At 61.8% G+C, this 19403-nt stretch carries 17 protein-coding genes and 2 pseudogenes; 7 read left to right on the plus strand and 12 right to left on the minus strand.

Features of this window, described 5'->3' with window-relative positions:
* Positions 1–26 precede the first annotated feature (26 nt).
* The 7 genes from QIY50_26385 to QIY50_26415 form a co-directional block, all read right to left on the minus strand.
* Positions 27–926, minus strand: a complete 900-nt coding sequence (locus tag QIY50_26385; protein WGV20716.1) for a LysR substrate-binding domain-containing protein — start codon at positions 924–926, stop codon at positions 27–29.
* Positions 927–1111: 185 nt separating this feature from the next.
* Positions 1112–1387, minus strand: a complete 276-nt coding sequence (locus tag QIY50_26390; GenBank protein ID WGV20717.1) for a hypothetical protein — start codon at positions 1385–1387, stop codon at positions 1112–1114.
* Entirely contained in the window at positions 1380–2840 is a 1461-nt protein-coding gene (locus QIY50_26395; GenBank protein WGV20718.1) for a PepSY-associated TM helix domain-containing protein, read from the minus strand. The genes QIY50_26390 and QIY50_26395 overlap by 8 nt, the downstream gene beginning before the upstream one ends.
* Before the next feature lie 88 nt (positions 2841–2928).
* Positions 2929–3237, minus strand: coding sequence for a hypothetical protein (locus QIY50_26400; protein WGV20719.1), 309 nt, complete (start codon positions 3235–3237; stop codon positions 2929–2931).
* Positions 3238–3268: 31 nt separating this feature from the next.
* Positions 3269–5686, minus strand: a complete 2418-nt coding sequence (locus QIY50_26405; GenBank protein ID WGV20720.1) for a TonB-dependent siderophore receptor — start codon at positions 5684–5686, stop codon at positions 3269–3271.
* A gap of 83 nt (positions 5687–5769) precedes the next feature.
* Positions 5770–6732, minus strand: coding sequence for a FecR domain-containing protein (locus QIY50_26410; GenBank protein WGV20721.1), 963 nt, complete (start codon positions 6730–6732; stop codon positions 5770–5772).
* Complete coding sequence (locus QIY50_26415) at positions 6729–7235, minus strand: sigma-70 family RNA polymerase sigma factor (protein ID WGV20722.1); 507 nt, start codon at positions 7233–7235, stop codon at positions 6729–6731. The genes QIY50_26410 and QIY50_26415 overlap by 4 nt, the downstream gene beginning before the upstream one ends.
* A gap of 148 nt (positions 7236–7383) precedes the next feature.
* Between QIY50_26415 and QIY50_26420 the strand changes: the two are divergent.
* A pseudogene (locus QIY50_26420) lies at positions 7384–7563 on the plus strand (TAXI family TRAP transporter solute-binding subunit).
* 5 nt (positions 7564–7568) lie between these two features.
* Positions 7569–7724, plus strand: coding sequence for a hypothetical protein (locus tag QIY50_26425; GenBank protein ID WGV20723.1), 156 nt, complete (start codon positions 7569–7571; stop codon positions 7722–7724).
* 83 nt (positions 7725–7807) lie between these two features.
* On the opposite strand, the gene betT is transcribed toward QIY50_26425, so the two are convergent.
* Positions 7808–9781, minus strand: a complete 1974-nt coding sequence (gene betT / locus QIY50_26430; protein WGV20724.1) for a choline BCCT transporter BetT — start codon at positions 9779–9781, stop codon at positions 7808–7810.
* Between the two features lie 314 nt (positions 9782–10095).
* Between betT and nhaA the strand changes: the two genes are divergently transcribed.
* Positions 10096–11457, plus strand: coding sequence for a Na+/H+ antiporter NhaA (gene nhaA / locus QIY50_26435; protein ID WGV20725.1), 1362 nt, complete (start codon positions 10096–10098; stop codon positions 11455–11457).
* A gap of 173 nt (positions 11458–11630) precedes the next feature.
* Here nhaA and dctM read toward each other — a convergent pair whose 3' ends face one another.
* The 4 genes and pseudogenes from dctM to QIY50_26455 all read right to left on the minus strand — a co-directional run bounded on the left by dctM (position 11631) and on the right by QIY50_26455 (position 14919).
* Positions 11631–12911: a C4-dicarboxylate TRAP transporter large permease protein DctM gene (dctM, locus tag QIY50_26440; GenBank protein ID WGV20726.1), complete on the minus strand. Its 1281-nt coding sequence runs from the start codon at positions 12909–12911 to the stop codon at positions 11631–11633.
* Complete coding sequence (locus QIY50_26445; protein WGV20727.1) at positions 12908–13540, minus strand: TRAP transporter small permease; 633 nt, start codon at positions 13538–13540, stop codon at positions 12908–12910. The genes dctM and QIY50_26445 overlap by 4 nt, the downstream gene beginning before the upstream one ends.
* 53 nt (positions 13541–13593) lie before the next feature.
* Complete coding sequence (dctP, locus tag QIY50_26450) at positions 13594–14589, minus strand: C4-dicarboxylate TRAP substrate-binding protein DctP (protein ID WGV20728.1); 996 nt, start codon at positions 14587–14589, stop codon at positions 13594–13596.
* 121 nt (positions 14590–14710) lie between these two features.
* Positions 14711–14919: pseudogene (locus QIY50_26455) on the minus strand (NrsF family protein).
* 438 nt (positions 14920–15357) lie between these two features.
* On the opposite strand from QIY50_26455, the gene QIY50_26460 reads away from it, so the two are divergent.
* From QIY50_26460 to QIY50_26475, 4 genes are read left to right on the plus strand one after another with little or no spacing between them, the layout of a single operon-like run.
* Positions 15358–16767 carry a circularly permuted type 2 ATP-grasp protein gene (locus tag QIY50_26460; protein ID WGV20729.1) on the plus strand — a complete coding sequence of 470 codons (1410 nt, stop codon included), beginning with the start codon at positions 15358–15360 and terminating at the stop codon, positions 16765–16767.
* A 3-nt stretch (positions 16768–16770) separates the two neighbouring features.
* Positions 16771–17721, plus strand: a complete 951-nt coding sequence (locus QIY50_26465; protein ID WGV20730.1) for an alpha-E domain-containing protein — start codon at positions 16771–16773, stop codon at positions 17719–17721.
* A complete protein-coding gene (locus QIY50_26470; GenBank protein WGV20731.1) occupies positions 17718–18497 on the plus strand; it encodes a transglutaminase family protein in 780 nt (259 codons plus the stop codon). The genes QIY50_26465 and QIY50_26470 overlap by 4 nt, the downstream gene beginning before the upstream one ends.
* 40 nt (positions 18498–18537) lie before the next feature.
* Positions 18538–19257 carry a proteasome-type protease gene (locus QIY50_26475; protein ID WGV20732.1) on the plus strand — a complete coding sequence of 240 codons (720 nt, stop codon included), beginning with the start codon at positions 18538–18540 and terminating at the stop codon, positions 19255–19257.
* The last annotated feature ends 146 nt before the right edge of the window (positions 19258–19403 follow it).

Raw genomic sequence — 19403 nt, forward strand, 5'->3', positions numbered from 1 at the left:
CCCCGTGCCCCGCCATTGAGCCACGACTAGCTTTCGAAACGTTTTGCCAGAAAGGCTCTAAGCGACTGGATGGCCGGCGTAAGCGATGTGCGATGGGCACATACCAGCTGAAGCGGTGCCGGCTGCCCATAGCTTTCCGGGAATAGCTCAACCAGGCGACCGCTACGAAGGTCCTCAGCAACATCGAGCCTGGACTTGTAAACGATCCCCAATCCGGCGACAGCCCACCGTCGAACAATATCGGCATCATCGCTGATTCGATCACCTGTCACCTGAACCGTCCGCACTCCCTGTGGGAAATTGAAGCTCCAACGCTCGTAGGTTTGCTCGCCCATTACATATCTCAGGCAATTATGCCCGCTCAACGCCTCAGGAGATTCCGGCATACCATGACGCGCGAGATACGCCGGCGAGGCGCAGACTGTTCTACGGTTCATCGGTGCGAGAGCCAAGGACACCAGGCCCGAGTCACTCAGCTGTCCATACCTGATACTAGCGTCCAGATGTTCCCCCACCAGATCGGCCACCTGGTCACTAACCCGCAATTGCAGGCGTACCATGGGGTGCGTTTGCTGAAACTCATCAAGCCAGGGGAGCAACACATTCCTGCCGATATCAGATGGCATCGACAAGCGAATAGTGCCAGCGATCTCGTCACGGCCCTGGGTCAACGCTACCTTGCCGTTATCAAGTGCTTCCAAGGCTTGCCGCGCGTGCGGCAAGTAGCGCTCGCCATCATCGGATAGTCTCAACCGACGCGTCGAGCGAACAAACAATCTCGCGCCCAAGGTGCTTTCCAGACGCTGAATGGCACCGCTCGCCAAGGCGGGCGAGATGTCGAGCAAGCGCGCCGCGGCGGAGAAACTACCCGCAGCAGCCGTCGATACGAAGACCTGCAGATCATCGATTCGTATGATTTTCTTCACTTTGACGAAATTCTTTACATGATGGCGAGGTTTTTTTCAGCGTAATGGGAAAAATGATCATTGCCCAGCCCTTCAAACAGGAACTTGCAATGACCTTCCCTAACCCCAAAATGGACTGGCTCAGCGGGAGCTGGACCATGGACTGACCAGCATCACCATAGAGCATGTTCCTGATCAGATAGCGGTTAGCCTCTTCGGCACAACATCAGACTTACGCCGATTCCACAGGGCACCAGGGCCAAAACCCAGAGCAACGTTCCCATTGCCAGCCCCAGGCCGGCATACCCCACCAGCCAAGCCACGCTCGATACCAGCAGTGCGCACCATCGCAGAGCGCGTACCCCGGGAAACGCTCGCGGCTGCATCACCCGCTGCCAATGGCCAGCCTGGCTCAGGGCGAGCAACGCCAGGCCCAGCGTCTGCAGCCCCAGCACAAGCCCGCTGGTCAGCCATTCAGGCATCCTTGACCTCCGCCAACCGATGCCCAGCCGCAGCGCTTCGTCGCAGGCGCCAGCTCAGGCTGCCGGCCAGCAGCGCGCTGGCTAGCAGTGCCAGATCCACACCGGCCACCGCCCACAACCCCTGGCTGAGCGCCTGCCATGGATGATCGCCTGTGCTCCAGGCGTTCGACAGCACAGCCAGCAACGCCAGCATGCTGATCGCCAGGCACTGTGCGGCCCAGGGCGCGCGAGCCTGCGCACAACGGCCCATCACCCACAGCGCGTGCAGCCCGGCGAGCAGCCAGGCGGCGAAGAAAACCCGCACTTCCCAGTCGGCACGCCCGCTCAAGGTCGACGGCAGGCAGCGGTTCGCCACCAGCATGGCCAAGGTGGCAAGCGGCATGCCGGTGATCAGCACGCTGCACACCAGCGTCATCGCCATCCCGCCCCTGTCCCGGGCCGCCTGCTGCAGGCGGCGTTTGGCCAGCCAGTACAGCAGGCCGCTGGCGAGCATCACGCAACCGCTGATGCCTGCGAAAAAGTACAGGGCGCGCAAGCCGGGCTGATGAAAGTGCGCCACGTGCAGCCCGGCCAACACATCCAGGGTCGCAGCAGCGGGCGGCAGCCGCGACACATGCAGCAGCCGCCCGCTAGCGCCCTCGAAGTACAGGGTCTGGCCGTCCAGGCTCAGGCGGTCGGCCAGGCTGCGACTGACCTCTACATAGGCATTGGCATCACCCGGGTGCCAGACCCTGACGAACGCTGGCGTACCGCCGCCCCAGTGCTGGCGGGCCTCGACCAGCATACTGTCGATGGAAGCCAATGGCCCCGGCGTGCCCGCCGCCGGCCGACTGAAGGCGGCGTTGGCCTGCACCGCGAACTGCTCGGCCTGGCCTGGATACAGCGCATCGATGGCCGCCGGCAAGTACAGCGGGAACAGGATCAGCAGGCCGCTCAGCAGCATCAGCGCGTGGAACGGCAAGGCGAACACACCGGTCAGGTTGTGCAGGTCGAGCAAGCGCCGCGGCGCCTTGTCGGCACGCAGGGTGAACAGGTCCTTAAACAATCGCGTATGGATGCACACCCCGGCGACCAGCGCGATCAGCCCGACCATCGCGGCCAGGCCCAGCAGCCGGGTACCGAGGTTCCAGGCATTGATGTTCAGGGTGTAATGAAGACGGTAGAAAAAGTCACCGCCACGGCTACCGGCAGCCAATATCTCACCGTCGTTGCCAGGTAGCAGGAACCGGCTGAAGCCTTGGCGCTCGACGCTCCAGGCCTGAAAACGCAGCAGTGGGCGGCGTGCATCGGGTAGTTCAACATACCACTGCAGCAGCGCCTTGCCCTCGCTCAAGCCAGCCACCCGTGGCAATACCTGCCGGTCCAGCGACAGCGGTGCGGTCGCCGGCGCCACACGCAGCGCCGGCAACATCCAGCTGTCCAGTTCGCGGTCGTATAACGCAAGGCTGCCCATGAAATAAACGCGACCAGCAACAATGCGGAAAAACCCAGGCCCAGCACCCGGTGCGCCCACAGCATGGCCTGGCGGACACCGTCGAACATCACCCGGCACCCGCCAGCACATGCAGCAGGGCCAGCAGCGCCAGCGACACGCAGGCCAGCCAAAGGGCGTTGCGCACCGCCAGACGGGCACACAACAACCAGAGCACCAGTGCCGGGTAGAGCACGAAGGAGCCAATCGAACTGCTCAGTACCGCCTCACTTGGCGCTTGCCCAAGCCATGCCAGGGCCAGCGCGGCGATGGCGCTGAATGGCCAGATGAACAGGTAGCCCAGCAGCAGGGCCAGCAGCAGCCACACCGCGCGCTGTCGGTGCCGAGCGCTTTTCTTGTCCGACGCCGGTCGTTTCACCCTGTTCTCCTCACTCCTTCACGGCGCTTCTTCAGAACTTGGCGCGCAGGGTCAAGGAGACCGCACGGGGGTCACCGAAGATGTTTCCATCCTGGAAGGTGTTGATGCGCTGGTAGTACTTCTTGTTGGTCAGGTTGGTGGCAAGCAGGTCCGCTGACAGATGCTCGTCGATCTGGTAGCCGACACCCGCGTCGTACAGCGCGTAGCCACTCTGCTGTAGTTTGGTGCCGTCCATGTCCAGGCCGGGCACGTACAGTTTGTTGTAGGTTTCGCTGACGACGCTCACGCCGCCCTGCACGCTCCACTTTTCAAGCTCACCGGGCAGCTTGTAAAGGGTCCAGACCCGCAACATGTTCTTCGGCAAATAGGTCTGCAACTGTTCGTTGGGGCTGTCGTAGCGCTTGTAGGTGTGAGCGAAGTTGGCAGTGAGGAACCAGTCAGGCGTCACCTGCCCGCTCACTTCCATCTCGTAGCCACGGGTGCGCGCCTTGCCACCAGCCACCACGGCCCGCGAGTTCGGGTCGTTCATGTCGGGGATGGCGCGGTTCTCTTCCTCGATCTGGAAGGCTGCCAGCGAGGCGTTCAGCGCACCGTCGAGGAATTCGCCCTTGATGCCGAGCTCATGCTGCTTGCCCTCGATCGGGTCGATGATGCTGTTGTTGATATCCAGGTTGCTGACCGGCTGCGGGTTGAACACCTCGGCGTAGTTGGCATACAGCGAGTAGGTGTCGTTCAGCTCGTAGATCAACCCATAGAACGGGGTGAACTTCTGCGACTCGCTCTGGCTGGCCTTTTCCGACGGCGAGCCGGCTTCCGGCTGGTGCTGGCTGCGGTGCATGTCCAGCCAGGTGACACGGCCGCCAAGTACCAGGGTCAACGGGTCGCTCAGGCTCAGGCGCATGTTGCCGTAGACTGCCTTGGAGCGGGTGTTGGCAACGTTGGTGGGCAGGCGATCGGAATCGGGGAATTCCGGGAACGGGAAGTTCGCTTGCGGGTCGTACAGGTCCACATCACCCAGGAAGCTGGAATAGTAGCCGCCGTTGGAAGAGAACTCCGAACGGGAGTAATTGGTGCCCACCAGCAGCTTGTGCTCACGGCCGAACAGGCTGAACGGGCCGTCGGCGTACAGGTCCACTTCGTCCTGCTTCTCGCGGTAGTCGAACATGATCGAGTTCATCGACACCAGGTTGTCGGCCGGGTCGATACCACCGCCATTGCGGGCGTAGGCCTGGGTCAGATCGTAATTGTTGTCGGCATGGCGCACCGCCAGCTTGGTCTTCCAGCCGCCACCAAGCTGATGCTCAAGCTCGGTGAACACCGCAGTGCTCCAGAAGTAGTCGCGGTTCCAGTTGGCGCCGTAGAAGTTCTTGCGCGAGACGTCTGGTAGCGACATGGCTGCTTCGCCTGCGGCGTTGGTGTAGCGGAACGCCGGCAGCGAGCGCTGGGCGCCGCGAATGTCGGTGTTCTGGTTGCTGGCACCGATGGTCCAGACGGTATCCGGGGTCAGGTCGATATCGACGATACCGTAGGCCTGGTTCGACTCACGCTTGCCGCTGCCATCGTAGGGGAAGGCCTGGTTGTGCTGGCTGAGCACCAGGCGGCCACGGACGTTGCCGGCCTCGGTCAGCGGGCCGGTGACGTCGACCATGCCACGGTAGTTGTCCCAGGAGCCGGCGCTGACTTCGGCCGATACCGCCGCGTCGGCCAGCGGGCGCTTGCGTATCAGGTTGATGCTGCCGCCCGCCCCCCCGGCGCCGGTCAGGCTGCCGGACGGCCCCTTGAGTACCTCGACGCGGTCGTACATGGTCAGGTCCGGCGACAGAAAAATCCGGTTGTCCATGGTGGTCGGTGTGCCGTCCAGCTGCAGCGAGGTTATCTCGAAGCCACGCGAGAAGAAGCTCAAGCGGCTGGCATCGATCCGTTGCACGGTCACGCCGCCAACCTCACCCAACGCATCCTCGAGGGTATAGAGGTTCTGCTTCTGGATCCGCTCCTGGCCGATCACGTTGATGGTCTGCGGCACCTCCCGCAGGCGCAGTGGAACCTTGGTACCCACTGAAAAAGTCGGCGCGCTGGTCTGCATGCCGACGATCGACATCGCTGGCAGCTCCAGCTGCGCGCCGTCCGGCGCCACGGGCAACAGGTTCCAGCTACCGCTCGAGGTGACCTCCAGGCGCAGCCCACTCCCCTGCAGCGCCTGCTCCATCGCCTGCTGCGTGGTCATCTGTCCGCGTACCGGCTGGGCAGTCTTGCCCTCGATAAGCGCGGGCGATATCGAGAGCACGTTGCCGGTCTCCCGGGCAATGCGGGTCAGGGTGCTGCCCAAGGGTGCGGCGGGCAGGTCGAAGCTATGGCTGACCTGCTCGTTCTGGGCGACGGCTTGCCAGGACAGGCCTGCAAGGGCAATGGCGGCAGCCAGGGCATGGGGGCGGAGCGAAGGATGGGACATGGATTGTCGGCTCGTCTGGGGGATCTTTCATAGCCAGGACACCCGAGATTCGGAACCCCCTCATCGCCCCCGCAAAAAAGTCGTTACTTCACGTCGATCCGGGTCAGCCAGAAGCCCAGGGTTTCGACCCGGATCGGTAGCGTCTCGCTCAACGACGTCAGGGTGCGCTCGATATCGTCCACAAGGAAGGTACCGAACACCCGGACCTGCGCAGCTTGCGGGCTGATGCGCAGCAGGCCGCCGTAATACGGGCGCAGCGCCTCCACCAGCTCGCCCAAGGGTTCGTCCTGGGCTTCGACCCGCCCCTGTACCCAGTCATCGCGAGTACGCATCGACGGTGCCACAGCCACGCTGCCACGCCGGTCGAAGCCGAACGCCTGGCCCGCCTCCACCCGCCGGGTGCTGCCGTCGGCGGTGCTTAGCAGCACGCTGTGCCGCTGGACCGATACCATGCAGCGCTCAGGTTCCTGACGCACCATGAAGCGGGCTGCCGTCGCGCGCACCTCGCCATGGGCGGTGGCGACAATCAGTGGCCGTGCACGGTCAGGCTCCACCTGCATCTGCAGTTCACCCGCGCGCAACACTACCCGCCGCTGCCGTGCGTCGAAACGGATATCGGCCGCACTGCGGGCGTTGAGGCTCAGACGGCTGCCATCGGCGAGCAGCAAGGTCTTGCGCTCGCCGGTGGCGGTGTGGGCGTCGGCCAGCAGGTCGGCCACCGGGGCCAGGCGGTTGAGTACACCGACCCCACCGGCCCCCAGCAGCAACAGTGCCAGGCCCTTGCCCAGCAGGTTTCGCCGCGAAGGGTTGGGCAACGCACGCAAGGCGCGGCTGCCCAGCTGTACCTGGCCTGGCAGGCCCTGCAGATCAGCCAGAGCGGACCCGAGCACACTGTTCACCCGCTGCCACGCAACCCGATGCTCGGCACAATGCTGGTGCCATTGCTCGAACGCCTGATGCGCGGGGTCGCTGGCGGGCAAGTGTTCAAGGCGCAGCATCCAGTCGATGGCTTCGTGCAGCACCTGCTCAGAGGATTGGCAGGTCATGCGCCAGCGACGCTCAGGCAATGCAGGAAGGCGCGACGCAGGTCGCGCTCCACGGTGGCGAGGGAAATACCCAGTTGCCGGGCGATCTGCGGCTGCGGCAGGCCATCCAGGCGACTGAGAATGAAGACATGGCGCACCCGCAACGGCAGGCCGTGCAGCATCTGGTCGATCTGAACCAGCGCCTCGTGCACCAAGGCAAGTTCTTCTTCGGAGGGCGCACAGGCCTCCATGAAGTTGGCCAGCTCTTCCAGGTACGCCCTTTCCAGCGCTCGACGACGAAACAGGTTGCTTAGCAGGCGCCGGGCGACGGTGGCGAGAAATGCACGCGGCTCCTCGATAGCGACCGGCTGCGGCGCTCTCATGACCCGCAGGAAGGTGTCCTGGGCCAGGTCTGCGGCATCGTGCGGGCATTGCAGACGACGATAGAGCCAGGTAGTCAGCCAACGGTGGTTGGTGCCGTAGAGCTCGGAAAATGCATCTTTGACGGGTTGGTAATCTGCCACGACGACACCGTACTAATGATATTTCTTCTCATTATTATCTTCAGTACAAGGTTTAACAACGGGGTCGCAGAATTTTCGTCACTTCAGTAAAAGTCTCACTGATGTGAACCAGGCTCAGGGCCTGATTCTCCAGCGCCCGTTCGCGTAGCTGAATGCCCGAGCTATCTTCAAAGCCGCATGGCTTAGCTACCAGGACATGGGCAAAGTCGAATACCTGCCCTATGCGGAGTCCGTCGAACTGATCAAGAACCGTCAACTCGACGCCACGCTCCAATCCTCGGGGCTCGGTCAAGCGGCTATCCGTGACCTGGCCGCGACGTTACCGGTAGTGTGGTGGCCAACGTAGTCACCACCGGGCAGTTCACCATTCCGCTGATGAAGCGCTTCGGCTACAAATCCGGGAATGGTCGGCCTGGCCCTGACCGCCATCGTCATCCTTGGCTCAGCCATCATCCTGCGCGCTCCCCAGACTCAGTATTGCTGCTGTAGACTTCTGGTCCTGTGAAAATCCACTCCTGGACAGCAGGCGGACCGCCCTGCCCTGACTCCGTCTGGGCAGGCCCGAGTAAACTTCAGCTCACCACGTGCAGGTAATGCAGGTGGCGCTCGTACTGGTCCAGAATGTCGCCAATCACATCGTCGCGGCTCCACCCCATGATGTCGTAGTCCTGGCCACCCTCTCTCAGGTGCACTTCCGCCCGAAAATACTTGCGGGCATCGGCACCGTCTTCAGTGTCACGCATGACGAAGCTCGGAGTATTGAAGGCCCGTGGCCGCACCTCGTAGAGGAAACGCCCTTCGCCGACATGGGAGAGCTCGAGTGCTACCCGCCCATCATCGCGCTCATTCACGGCCACGTCGTAGCCTTGCTTGCGCAACTCCAAGGCTACCTCTTCACAGGCTGGCTTGACCACTTCGACAATGAAGCGGGTCACATGGGCCCGACGTGGCATCAAAGCGATATTGCGCAGTCGACGCTGCCAGCCGCCGTGAGGGTGACGGGTATGTCGGGGGCCAGGCAACGCTTGATTACGCAACCCGCGGCGAGTCGCATCCAGACTGAGAGCCTTGAACAAGCCCCAAATCGCAGTCAGCAAGATGGCGGCGAACGGCAAAGCGCTGGCAATGGTCGCGGTCTGCAACGCCTTGAGACCGTTGGCGAGCAACAACGCGATCGCCACCGCGCCAATGCTGACTGACCAGAAGATACGTTGCCACAACGGGGAATGGCCTTGCCCGGAAGACGCCAGCATATCCACAACCAACGCACCAGAGTCCGCCGAGGTCACAAAGAACACCACCACCATGAGCACCGCGACCAGCGAAATGACGCTGGAGAACGGAAAATGCTCCAGGAAGGCAAACAAGGCGAGGGAACTGTCTTCACTGACCAACGCTGCCAGATCCTTTACGCCATCGTTAAGGACCATATGGATCGCCGAGTCGCCAAATACCGTCATCCAGAGCAGCGTGAAACCCGTAGGTACGAACAGTACGCCGCAGACGAATTCACGGATGGTCCGTCCCCGGGAAATACGCGCGATGAAGAGCCCCACGAAAGGCGACCATGACAACCACCAGCCCCAGTACAGCAAAGTCCAGCCACCAATCCAGTCAGTGGGCTCGTAAGCGTAGAGATTGAAGGTTTTGTTGACGATGTCCGAAAGGTAGGCGCCGGTATTCTGTACGTACGTCTGCAGCAAGAATACCGTGGGCCCAAGCAGCAGCACGAACAGCATCAGGATTACCGCCAGACTCAGGTTAAGCTCGGACAGGATGCGGATACCTTTATCCAGACCGCTGGCTACAGAGAGTGTCGCCAAAGCGCAGGTGGCGGTGATGAGGATGACCTGCACGGTGGTATTTACCGGCAAACCGAATACATGGTGAAAACCGCTGTTGATCTGCAACACTCCGTAACCCAACGAGGTCGCCACACCAAACACCGTGCCGAGAATGGCGAAAACATCCACGGCATGCCCGACAGGACCATAGATCCGCTCGCCAATCAGCGGGTAGAGCGCCGAACGCAAGGTTAACGGCAAGCCGTTGCGGAAGCTGAAGTAGGCCAGAATCAGCGCGACGATCGCATAGATTGCCCAGGCATGCAGGCCCCAGTGAAAAAAGGTGATCTTCATGGCTTCGCGCGCCGCAGCGACAGTGCCAGGATCGCCCACGGGCGGCGTGGTGAAGTGCATTACCGGTTCGGCCACGCCGAAGAACATGAGGCCAATCCCCATCCCGGCCGAGAACAGCATCGCGAACCAACTGCTCTTTCGGTAATCCGGCTCGCTATGGTCAGGGCCTAGCTTGATGTCTCCGTAGCGGCTGACGGCCAGAAACACCACACTTATCAGTACCAGCGCTACAACAAGAATGTAGAACCAGCTGGCATTGGTGATAATCCATTGCTGGACTTGCTCGAACAGCGCCTGGGCGTGCTCCTGAAATGCCGTGGCGTACAAGACCAGAAGAGAGATGAGAATTGCGCTGCTGTAAAAAACAGGCGGATTGAGGGTACTCCTGGGTCTGGGGGCTGCAGTCATTGCGGCAGGTCTCCTTGTAAGGCGATGCGCACAGCGTGCTTGGGGGCGACGACATTCCCCAAGGCTAGCAGCTGAAGAAATGCCCGATTGCCAAGCTCCGTATGCTCGAAAAGAGCGACAAACCGTAACGTTCGCGGGAAAAAATCTCAAACCAGTGTCCTGCTGCGTGCGGTGAGAAACACAAGGTTTGGTACTTTTCGTTCATCTAAGGGTGGTTGTTCGGTAGACTACCGGATGGGTGCCAGCTGCACGGTGCAGTAAGGCAGGTTAAAGAACAGCGCAGGTCGGGCCGCCATGCGGGAGTACTTGCGCCTATGCAAAAAAAGGAATTGCCACGCGCCCAGGCGCTGGCCGAGCGTGCCTTCGCCAACCTTGAACGCTTTGTCCACGTTGAAGCGATCAGCGGCATTGTTCTACTGGTCGCCGCTGTGGCTGCACTGATCTGGGCGAACTCCCCAGCTGCCGACAGCTACGACAGCCTTTGGCACACGCCGTTGACGATCGGTGTTGGCTCGCTGGTTTATTCACAGTCCCTGCATTTCTGGATCAACGATGGCTTGATGACCATCTTCTTCCTGGTCGTCGGCATGGAGATCCGTCGCGAAATCCACGAGGGCGCACTGTCCAGCCTGCGCCAAGCCACGCTACCCATGGCAGCCGCCGTCGGCGGTGTCGCCGTGCCCGCCCTCCTCTATCTGGGTTTCGGCCACGCATCGGCAGAACAACAAGGTTGGGCCGTACCGACGGCTACGGATATCGCCTTTGCGGTAGGGGTTCTGGCGCTGCTCGGCAAGTCGATCCCGTCCAACGTCCGCGTGTTCCTGCTGGCCCTGGCGATCATCGATGACATCATCGCAGTGCTGATCATCGCGTTCTTCTATTCAGGTGGCCTGGATTACAGCGGTTTCGGCGTTGCAGTGATCGGCCTGCTGATGGTGATCGGGCTTCAGAAGATCGGTGTGGGTGCTGCCTACGCCTATGTCATTCCTGGCGCAATCACTTGGCTGGGTGTCTTGTTGACCGGAGCCCACCCGACCCTCGCCGGCGTTGTGTTGGGCCTGATGACGCCTGTAGCCGCAATGCCGATGCGCGAGCGCCCGCTGGATGCAGTTACCCGCTTTACCGGAGAACTGCTGGGACGCGCCAGGGCGCCAGAGCGGGATGCCAGCGACCTCATGGACCCGTTGAAACGGCTGCGTTTGGCCCAGCGTGAACTGGTGCCGCCGGTGGTGCGCATGCAAGGTACCCTGCATCCCTGGGTAGCTTTCGGCATCATGCCAGTGTTTGCCTTGGCCAACGCCGGGGTAAATCTTTCGGGTGTCGATCTGTCTGCCGAGGCCCCGCAATGGGTAATGATCGCCGTCACTGTCGCCCTGGTAGCTGGCAAACCCTTGGGCATCGTCGGCGTCAGTTGGCTGATGGTGCGCTTGGGCTGGTGCGCGCTTCCCGCCGAGGTAGGCTGGCGCAGCATTTTCTTGATCGGGTTGCTGGCCGGCATCGGTTTTACCATGTCGATCTTCATTGCCAATCTCGCCTTCGCCGAGCCAGGCGCGCTGGCGGCGGCCAAACTTGGCGTGCTTTCCGCCTCGGTGCTGGCGGCACTGCTAGGCCTGGCCTGGGGGGCGTATAACCTGCGCAGGGCACCTACCGTGAGCAAAGCCGGTTCGACCGTCTAGCAGTATCAACTGGCGATCCACTGCAATTGGGCAAGCGGATCGCCACGCCTGACACAGCTACCCACTGTGTCAGGCGGGCCACCACATATCCTGCCCATGGCGTTTCGGTCATCCGTGTTCGGACACCCGTCCATGACGGCTTCCGTCAATACAAAGCCGCTATCACTGTGGGTTCACATGCCCAACATCTCAGGTAACACCAACGCGATCCAAGGCACATAAGTCACCAGAATCAGGAACAACAGCAAGATCAGCAACCAGGGCATTGCTGCACGCACGGTGTCCACCAGCGGCATGCCGGTCACGGCAGAGGTGACGAACAGGTTGAGCCCAACCGGGGGGGTAATCAGGCCGATTTCCAGGTTGATCACCATGATGATGCCAAGGTGCACCGGATCGATGCCCAGTCGCGTGGCGATCGGGAACAAGATCGGCGCCAGGATCAGGATGATCGCCGACGGCTCCATGAACGCGCCAGCCACCAGCAGCACCACGTTGACCACCAGCAGGAAGGTCACGGGGGTAAGCCCGGCCTCGATGACCCAGGCGGTAATCTGCTGCGGTAATTGTTCGGTGGTCAGCACATGGGCGAAAAGCATGGCGTTGGCGATGATGAACATCAGCATGATGCTCAGCCGGGCGGACTCCAGCAGTACCTTCGGTGCTTCGCGCCAGGACATGTCGCGGTACACGAACAGCGCGATGAAGGCCGAATACACCGCCGCGACCGCAGCCGCCTCGGTTGGCGTGAACATTCCGCTGTAGATGCCACCGAGAATGATCAGGATCAGCAGCAGCCCCCAGATTGCATTGCGCGCCGCGCTCAGCCACTCGCTGAACGTAGCCCGGGGCAACGCCGGCAGGTTGCGTTTCACCGCCACGATGTAGATGACAATCATCAGGATCAGCCCGAGCATCAACCCCGGCACCACCCCTGCCATGAACAACTTGCCGACCGAAGTCTCGGTAGCGGCGGCATATACCACCATCACGATCGAGGGTGGAATCAGGATGCCCAGTGTGCCTGCGTTGCAGATGATGCCTGCGCCGAAAGCGGTTGGATAACCCGAGCGCACCATACCGGCGATGGCGATCGAACCGACGGCGGCGACCGTCGCCGGGCTGGAACCGGAAAGCGCGGCGAACAGGACGCAGGCCAGCACCGCCGCGATGGCCAGGCCACCGCGCACATGGCCGATGCAGGCGTTGGCGAAGTCTATCAGGCGGCGGGCTACACCACCGGTGGTCATGAACGCGCCGGCCAGCAGGAAGAACGGAATGGCCAGCAAGGTGTAGTGCTCGGAGGTTTCGAACAGTTTGATCGCCAGCGAGCGCACCGAGTCCTGGCTGAACAGCATGATCGCCAGTGAGCCCGCCAACCCCAGGGAAATGGCGATCGGCACGCCGATGAACATCAGTACGAACAAGGCCGCGAACAAGAACAGGACGGTCATGGTTTATCTTCCTCATGCTCGGTCAGCTTCATGGCCTCGGCGGCTTCATCCGCAAGGCCCAGCCCCACCTGGCGGCCCATGAGGATGCGCACCATGATTTCGCCGAAGCGGATGAATACCAGGGTGAAGCCCAGCGGCACGATCAGGCCGATGTGCCACTGCATGATGCCAATATGACCAAGGTCTTCGGCGCCGATGCTGGCGGTCAGCAAGGTCTCGATCCACTCGAAGCTGGCGACGCTCAGCAGCCCGGCATAAACCATGCAGCTGGCGCAGGCTATTACACCGATAATGCGTTGTACCGGCTTGCTGGCCCGCTTGACCAGCGCATCGACGCCAATATGGCCGGCGGTGCGCACGCCATAGGCCAGGCCGAAGAATATCAACCAGGCAAACAAAGCCTTGGTCAGCGCATTGCTCCAGGTCATCGCCTGGGCGGCGTCCATCACTTGGTCGCCAAAGGCGTTGAACAGGTCGGCTGCCCCTGGCCAATGCTCAGCCACGCTGTAGAACAGGGTGTAGAGGTTGTTGAGGATCACGTAGACGAAGGTCACCAGGGTCATGGCGGCCAGGAGAAAGACGATGAAACCTTCCTCGAAATGTTCCCAGATACGTCTGAGGGCGTGCATGGCGCGATCTCCAGAGCGAAGCCGGCCCCACTCGCGCAGGGCCGGCTACTGCCTTACTGAGGCGTGTTGGCGGCTTCGGCGGCCTTGATCAGGTCAGCACCGATCTCACCTTCAAACTTCTTCCACACAGGTTTCATCGCATCACGCCACGCTTCGCGTTGCTCCGGGGTCAGGGTGATGATCTCGGTGGTCTTGGCATCGATGATGCGCTGCTTGTCGCCCTGGTTGAGCGCCTCGGCTTGCTTGTTCACTTCGGTGGTGACCTCGCCGACGATCTTCTCCAGTACCGGTTTCACGTCTGCTGGCAGGCCGTTCCAGAACTTGGTGTTGGTGATCAGCATGTAGTCCAGCACGCCGTGGTTGGACTCGGTGATGTACTTCTGCACCTCGTGCATCTTCTGGCTGTAGATATTCGAGTACGGGTTCTCCGCCCCGTTCACTACGCCGGTCTGCAGGCCTTGGTATACTTCGGCGAAGCTCATTTTCCGCGGGTTGGCGCGCAGGGCCTTGAATTGTTCCTCGAGCACGGCCGAGGCCTGCACGCGGAACTTCAGGCCGCGGGCATCCTTCGGTTCGCGAAGTGGCTTGTTGGCCGACAGTTGTTTCATGCCGTTGTGCCAATAGGCCAGGCCGGTGATGCCCTTGCTTTCCATGGACTTGAGCAGGCCTTGGCCGGCCGGGCTCATCTGAAAGCGGTCGACGGCATGGATGTCGTCGAACAGGAACGGCAGGTCGAACAACTGGACCTGTTTGGTGTATTGCTCGAACTTGGCAAGTGACGGCGCGATAATCTGTACGTCACCGAGCAGCAAGGCCTCCATTTCCTTGCCATCACCAAACAACGACGAGTTGGGGTAGACCTCGACCTTGACTTTGCCGGGCAGGCGCTCTTCCACCAGTTTCTTGAACAGCAGCGCGCCTTGGCCCTTGGGCGTGTGTTCGGCGACAACATGGGAGAACTTGATGGTAATCGGCTCAGACGCCTGGGCCACGCCAGTGGCGCTCAAGACGAGCGCGCAGAATAAAGCTTTGAACGTAGGAGTGAACATCCGATGAATCCTCTTTATTGTTGTTGTGGCCATGTGACCTTCAGAGTCTAGGCGGCATTTGCCATATTGTTCTTGCAATGGAACTTAAGCCCCAGTTAGCGCCCCTATCTAGCCACCGGTGTCAAATGCGCTGCCCCGCCCTCACCAGCGCAACAAGCGCGGCCCCCAGGGCAGTCGGCAGCGCCATGCCCAGCACGACCAAAGCCCCCAGAACGGCACAGCCATCTCCGGGCAGTGCAGGCAGTAAACCAAGGTTGCCATTGCTCCCGCGAGCATGCCGCCGGCAGCGCCAGCCTGACGCAGTCGGGTCGGCGCCAGGCCGCGTATGGCCCCGCGATAATGCGCTTCGCGCTGGCAACTGGTTACCCCCAGGGCCAGGCGGTGGGACGAGAGCACCGCACTGTAGGTGCTGCCTCGGCTCGCTCCAATTCGGGGCATAAGCTGCAGCTGGGTGCATGACGCGCCCTTTTGATGCACACCTTCCGGCAGGCCTCTATGCCGCTCCAGTACGGCTGCGCGCTGCGCAGTCGCTGAATCCAGCAATAAACCTTAATAGTTTCAATAACCTATCAATAACTTTTGCCATTTCGGGGCTGTGTCGGGCTTTCGGCACCTTCATTGCAACGACCTCTAGCGTGCAAAAAGCAACAGCAATTGACTGGATTCGAGGCTACCGCAGACACAGCGCCCACCACCCCCAGAAAGCCGTACCTGAAATATGTAGATGAACCGCAATGAAGCTGCCGGCAACGGTGGCAAGGAGTGGGTATGTCCCGGGCATTTTTCAATGAAATGTACGAAACGAACGGAAGTTGTCGCCCGCATTACCAGGAGTTCGCTCGCTGGTTGGCCAACACCCCATTGGAGTTGCTGGAGCAACGCCGACGTGAAGCAGACCTGCTGTTTCACCGCGCCGGTATCACCTTCACCTTGTACGGTGACAAGCAGGACACCGAGCGCCTGATCCCCTTTGACATCATCCCGCGCAGCATTCGCGCCAGCGAATGGCGCAGTGTCGAGCGCGGCTGCATCCAGCGGGTGCACGCCCTGAACCTGTTCCTGCAGGACATCTACCACGACCAGCGCATTCTCAAAGCCGGTATCATCCCGCCGGAGCAAGTACTGGCCAATGAAGGCTACCAGATCGCCATGCAGGGCCTGGGGCTGCACCGTGGGCTCTATGCCCATATCGCCGGCGTCGACCTGGTCCGCGATGGGGATGGCAGCTACTTCGTGCTCGAAGACAACCTGCGCACCCCCAGCGGGGTCAGCTACATGCTCGAAGACCGCAAGATGATGATGCGGCTGTTCCCCGAGCTGTTCGCTGCCCAGCGTATCGCCCCGATCGACCACTACCCCAACCTGCTGCTGGACACGCTCAAGAGCGCCAGCCCGCTGGACAACCCCACCGCCGTGCTGCTCACCCCCGGCCGCTTCAACAGTGCCTACTTCGAGCATGCCTTCCTCGCCCGGGAAATGGGCATCGAACTGGTCGAGGGTGCGGACCTGTTCATCCGTGACGAGCATGTCTACATGCGTACCACTGCCGGCCCGCAGCAGGTCGACGTGATCTATCGGCGCCTGGACGACGACTACCTCGACCCGCTGTCGTTCAACCCTGACTCGATGCTGGGCGTGCCGGGGCTGATCTCGGTGTACCGCGCCGGCAACGTGGTGCTGGCCAACGCAGTGGGTACCGGTGTGGCAGACGACAAGTCGATCTACCCTTATGTCGACGACATGATCCGCTTCTACCTGGGCGAAGAGCCGGTGCTGAACAACGTCCCGACCTGGCAGTGCCGCAGGCCTGCAGACCTGTCCCATGTCCTGGCCAATCTGCCCGACCTGGTGGTCAAGGAAACCCAGGGCTCCGGTGGCTATGGCATGTTGGTCGGGCCCGCGGCAACCAGCGCCCAGATCGAGGACTTCCGCGCCCGCATCAAGGCTCGCCCGCATGCCTACATCGCCCAACCTACCCTGTGCCTGTCCACCTGCCCGACCTTCGTCGACAGCGGCATCGCCCCGCGCCACATCGACCTGCGCCCGTTCGTGCTGTCTGGCAGTGAAACCCGGCTGGTGCCAGGCGGCCTGACCCGCGTGGCCCTTCAGGAAGGTTCGCTGGTGGTCAACTCGTCGCAGGGCGGCGGTACCAAGGACACCTGGGTGGTGGAGGACTGAACCATGCTTTCGAGAACTGCTTCCGACCTGTACTGGATGTCGCGCTATCTGGAGCGCGCAGAGAACCTTGCACGCATGCTCGAGGTCAGCTATTCGCTATCACTGATGCCCCAGGCCGGGCGCAGTGACGGCCATGCCGAGCTGGCCATGTCGTTGCTGGCATCCGGAACGCTGGACGACTACCGCCGCCGGCACAGCGAACTCGACACCGAGCGCATGCTGCACTTCTTTGCCCTCGACGCGACCAACCCCGGCAGTATCTATTGCTGCCTGCAGGCGGCCAGGACCAATGCACACGCAGTGCGTGGCCGCATCACCGCCGACATGTGGGAGAACATCAACGCTACCTGGATCGAAATGCGCAACATTGCCGGCAATGGCCTCGGCCATTACGGCATCAGCCAGTTCTGCGAATGGGTCAAGGAGCGCTCGCACCTGTTCCGCGGTGCGACCTCAGGCACCATCATGCGCAACGACGCCTACAGTTTCATCCGTCTGGGGACCTTCCTGGAGCGGGCCGACAACACCCTGCGGCTGCTCGATGCACGCTATGAAATGTTCGGTGAGGCCTCCGAAGAGGTCAGCGATGACTCTGCCCGCGGCTATTACCAATGGAGCGCCTTGCTGCGCGCGCTGACCTCCTACGAAGCCTTCAACGAACTCTATCGCGCCGCGCCCAGTGCACGGCCGGTATCCGAGTTGCTGTTGCTGCGGGTCGACGTGCCCCGCTCGCTACATGCCTGCATCGAAGAACTGGACCAGATCCTTGCCAGCCTGCCGGGCAGCACCAGGCGCGCCGCCCAGCGCATGGCTGCCGAACTCAACGCGCGCCTGCGCTACACCGCGATCGACGAAATCCTCGAGGCAGGCTTGCATCCGTGGCTGACCGATTTCATCGGCCGCATCAATCAACTGGGCCAGGCGGTCCATCACTCCTATCTGGAGGTCGTATGAAACTGTCCATTCGCCACGACACCACCTACAGCTATGCAAGCGATGTGTGCAACAGCATCCAGTTCCTGCGCCTTACACCCCGCAGCAGCGAGCGCCAGCGCATCAATGAATGGCAACTGGACCTGCCCTGCAAGGTCAACGGCCAGATCGACCCGTATGGCAACATCCTGCATGTGCTGACCCTGGACAAACCCCACGGGCATCTGGCACTGACCGCCAGCGGCCAGGTGGAGATCGACCCGGAGCGCGAGCAGGAGGCCGGCGAACACTCCCCCCTGCCATTCCTGCGCAGTAGCCACCTGACCCAGGCCGATGATGCACTCAAGGCCTTCGCCAACCGGCACTGTGGCGAACACCGCGACCGGGCGGCGCTGGTCGGGCTGATGCAAGCCCTGGCCGAGCACATGCCATACAGCCCCGGGGCCACGTCGGTGGGCACCACCGCCATTGAAGCGTTCGACGGCGCTGCCGGTGTCTGCCAGGACCACACCCACGCGTTCCTCGCCTGCGCACGTAGCCTGGGTATCCCGGCACGCTATGTCTCCGGTTACCTGTGCACCGAGGACGAGCAGCACCTGGCCAGCCATGCCTGGGCCGAAGCCTGGGTCGATGACGCCTGGTACAGCTTCGACATCACCAACCGGCTAACCCGGCCAGAGCGCCACCTGAAACTGGCAGTGGGCCTGGACTACCTCGATGCCTGCCCGGTCAGGGGCGTGCGCCGCGGTGGTGGCGCCGAATCGATGCAGGCCAGCGTGCACGTGCACCGCCAGTGACAGGCGTTGCACCCGTTCACAAGAAAACAAGGGAAACAGCATGACCTATTGTGTCGCCATGCACCTGGCGGACGGGCTTGTCTTCATCAGCGACTCACGCACCAATGCGGGCATCGACCAGATCGCCAGCTTTGCCAAGTTGTTCGTGTTCAGCGTGCCGGGGGAACGCCTGATCGTCCTGCAGACCGCCGGCAACCTGGCGACCTCGCAATCGGTGGTGAACCTGCTCCAGCAACGTACCCGCGGCCCTGGCCCCCACCTGTTGAACGTGGCCACGCTCTACGATGCAACGGTACTGGTCGCCGACACCCTGCGCGAAGTGGTTGGCCGTGATCGCAGCAAGCTGTCGGCCGGCATCGACCTGAGCAGTTCGTTCATCGTCGGCGGCCAGATTGCCGGCGGCGCCATGGGCATATACAACGTCTATGCGCAGGGCAATTTCTTCCAGGCCACACCGGACACCCCGTTCCTGCAACTGGGCGAAAGCAAATACGGGCGGCCGATTCTCGACCGTAACCTCGGCTACCAGATGCCTCTCGATGAAGCGTTGCGCTGTGGCCTGATCTCGTTCGACTCGACCATTCGCAGCAACTTGTCTGTGGGCATGCCGTTGGACCTGCTGGTGTATCACAAGGACAGCCTTGAAACACCGAAACGCCAGCGTATCGCCAGTGACGATGTCTATTACGAGCAGATACGCAGGCAGTGGGGCGACGGGCTCAAAAGACTGTTGGCCGAACTGCCACCGCCGCCGTACTGATTGGCTGGGGTCCTTGTAGGAGCAACTGTCCTGCATAATTCTTCTGGCCAGCACTGGCCCTTGTAGGAGCGGCCTTGTGTCGCGATGGGCTGCGCAGCAGCCCCAGGGTTTGCGCACAGATGCACAAATTGCCGGGGCTGCTTCGC

Source organism: Pseudomonas putida (genome assembly GCA_029953615.1).
GTDB lineage: Bacteria > Pseudomonadota > Gammaproteobacteria > Pseudomonadales > Pseudomonadaceae > Aquipseudomonas.

What these genes read in the sequence shown, in the direction of transcription:
- QIY50_26390 (WGV20717.1), bottom strand. Translation starts at nt 1,387, where the DNA reads ATGCCTGAATGGCTGACCAGCGGGCTTGTGCTGGGGCTGCAGACGCTG.
- QIY50_26395 (WGV20718.1), bottom strand. Translation starts at nt 2,840, where the DNA reads ATGGGCAGCCTTGCGTTATACGACCGCGAACTGGACAGCTGGATGTTG.
- QIY50_26475 (WGV20732.1), top strand. Translation starts at nt 18,538, where the DNA reads ATGACCTATTGTGTCGCCATGCACCTGGCGGACGGGCTTGTCTTCATC.
- dctM (WGV20726.1), bottom strand. Translation starts at nt 12,911, where the DNA reads ATGACCGTCCTGTTCTTGTTCGCGGCCTTGTTCGTACTGATGTTCATC.
- QIY50_26445 (WGV20727.1), bottom strand. Translation starts at nt 13,540, where the DNA reads ATGCACGCCCTCAGACGTATCTGGGAACATTTCGAGGAAGGTTTCATC.
- QIY50_26470 (WGV20731.1), top strand. Translation starts at nt 17,718, where the DNA reads ATGAAACTGTCCATTCGCCACGACACCACCTACAGCTATGCAAGCGAT.
- QIY50_26460 (WGV20729.1), top strand. Translation starts at nt 15,358, where the DNA reads ATGTCCCGGGCATTTTTCAATGAAATGTACGAAACGAACGGAAGTTGT.
- dctP (WGV20728.1), bottom strand. Translation starts at nt 14,589, where the DNA reads ATGTTCACTCCTACGTTCAAAGCTTTATTCTGCGCGCTCGTCTTGAGC.
- betT (WGV20724.1), bottom strand. Translation starts at nt 9,781, where the DNA reads ATGACTGCAGCCCCCAGACCCAGGAGTACCCTCAATCCGCCTGTTTTT.
- QIY50_26410 (WGV20721.1), bottom strand. Translation starts at nt 6,732, where the DNA reads ATGACCTGCCAATCCTCTGAGCAGGTGCTGCACGAAGCCATCGACTGG.
- QIY50_26465 (WGV20730.1), top strand. Translation starts at nt 16,771, where the DNA reads ATGCTTTCGAGAACTGCTTCCGACCTGTACTGGATGTCGCGCTATCTG.
- QIY50_26405 (WGV20720.1), bottom strand. Translation starts at nt 5,686, where the DNA reads ATGTCCCATCCTTCGCTCCGCCCCCATGCCCTGGCTGCCGCCATTGCC.
- nhaA (WGV20725.1), top strand. Translation starts at nt 10,096, where the DNA reads ATGCAAAAAAAGGAATTGCCACGCGCCCAGGCGCTGGCCGAGCGTGCC.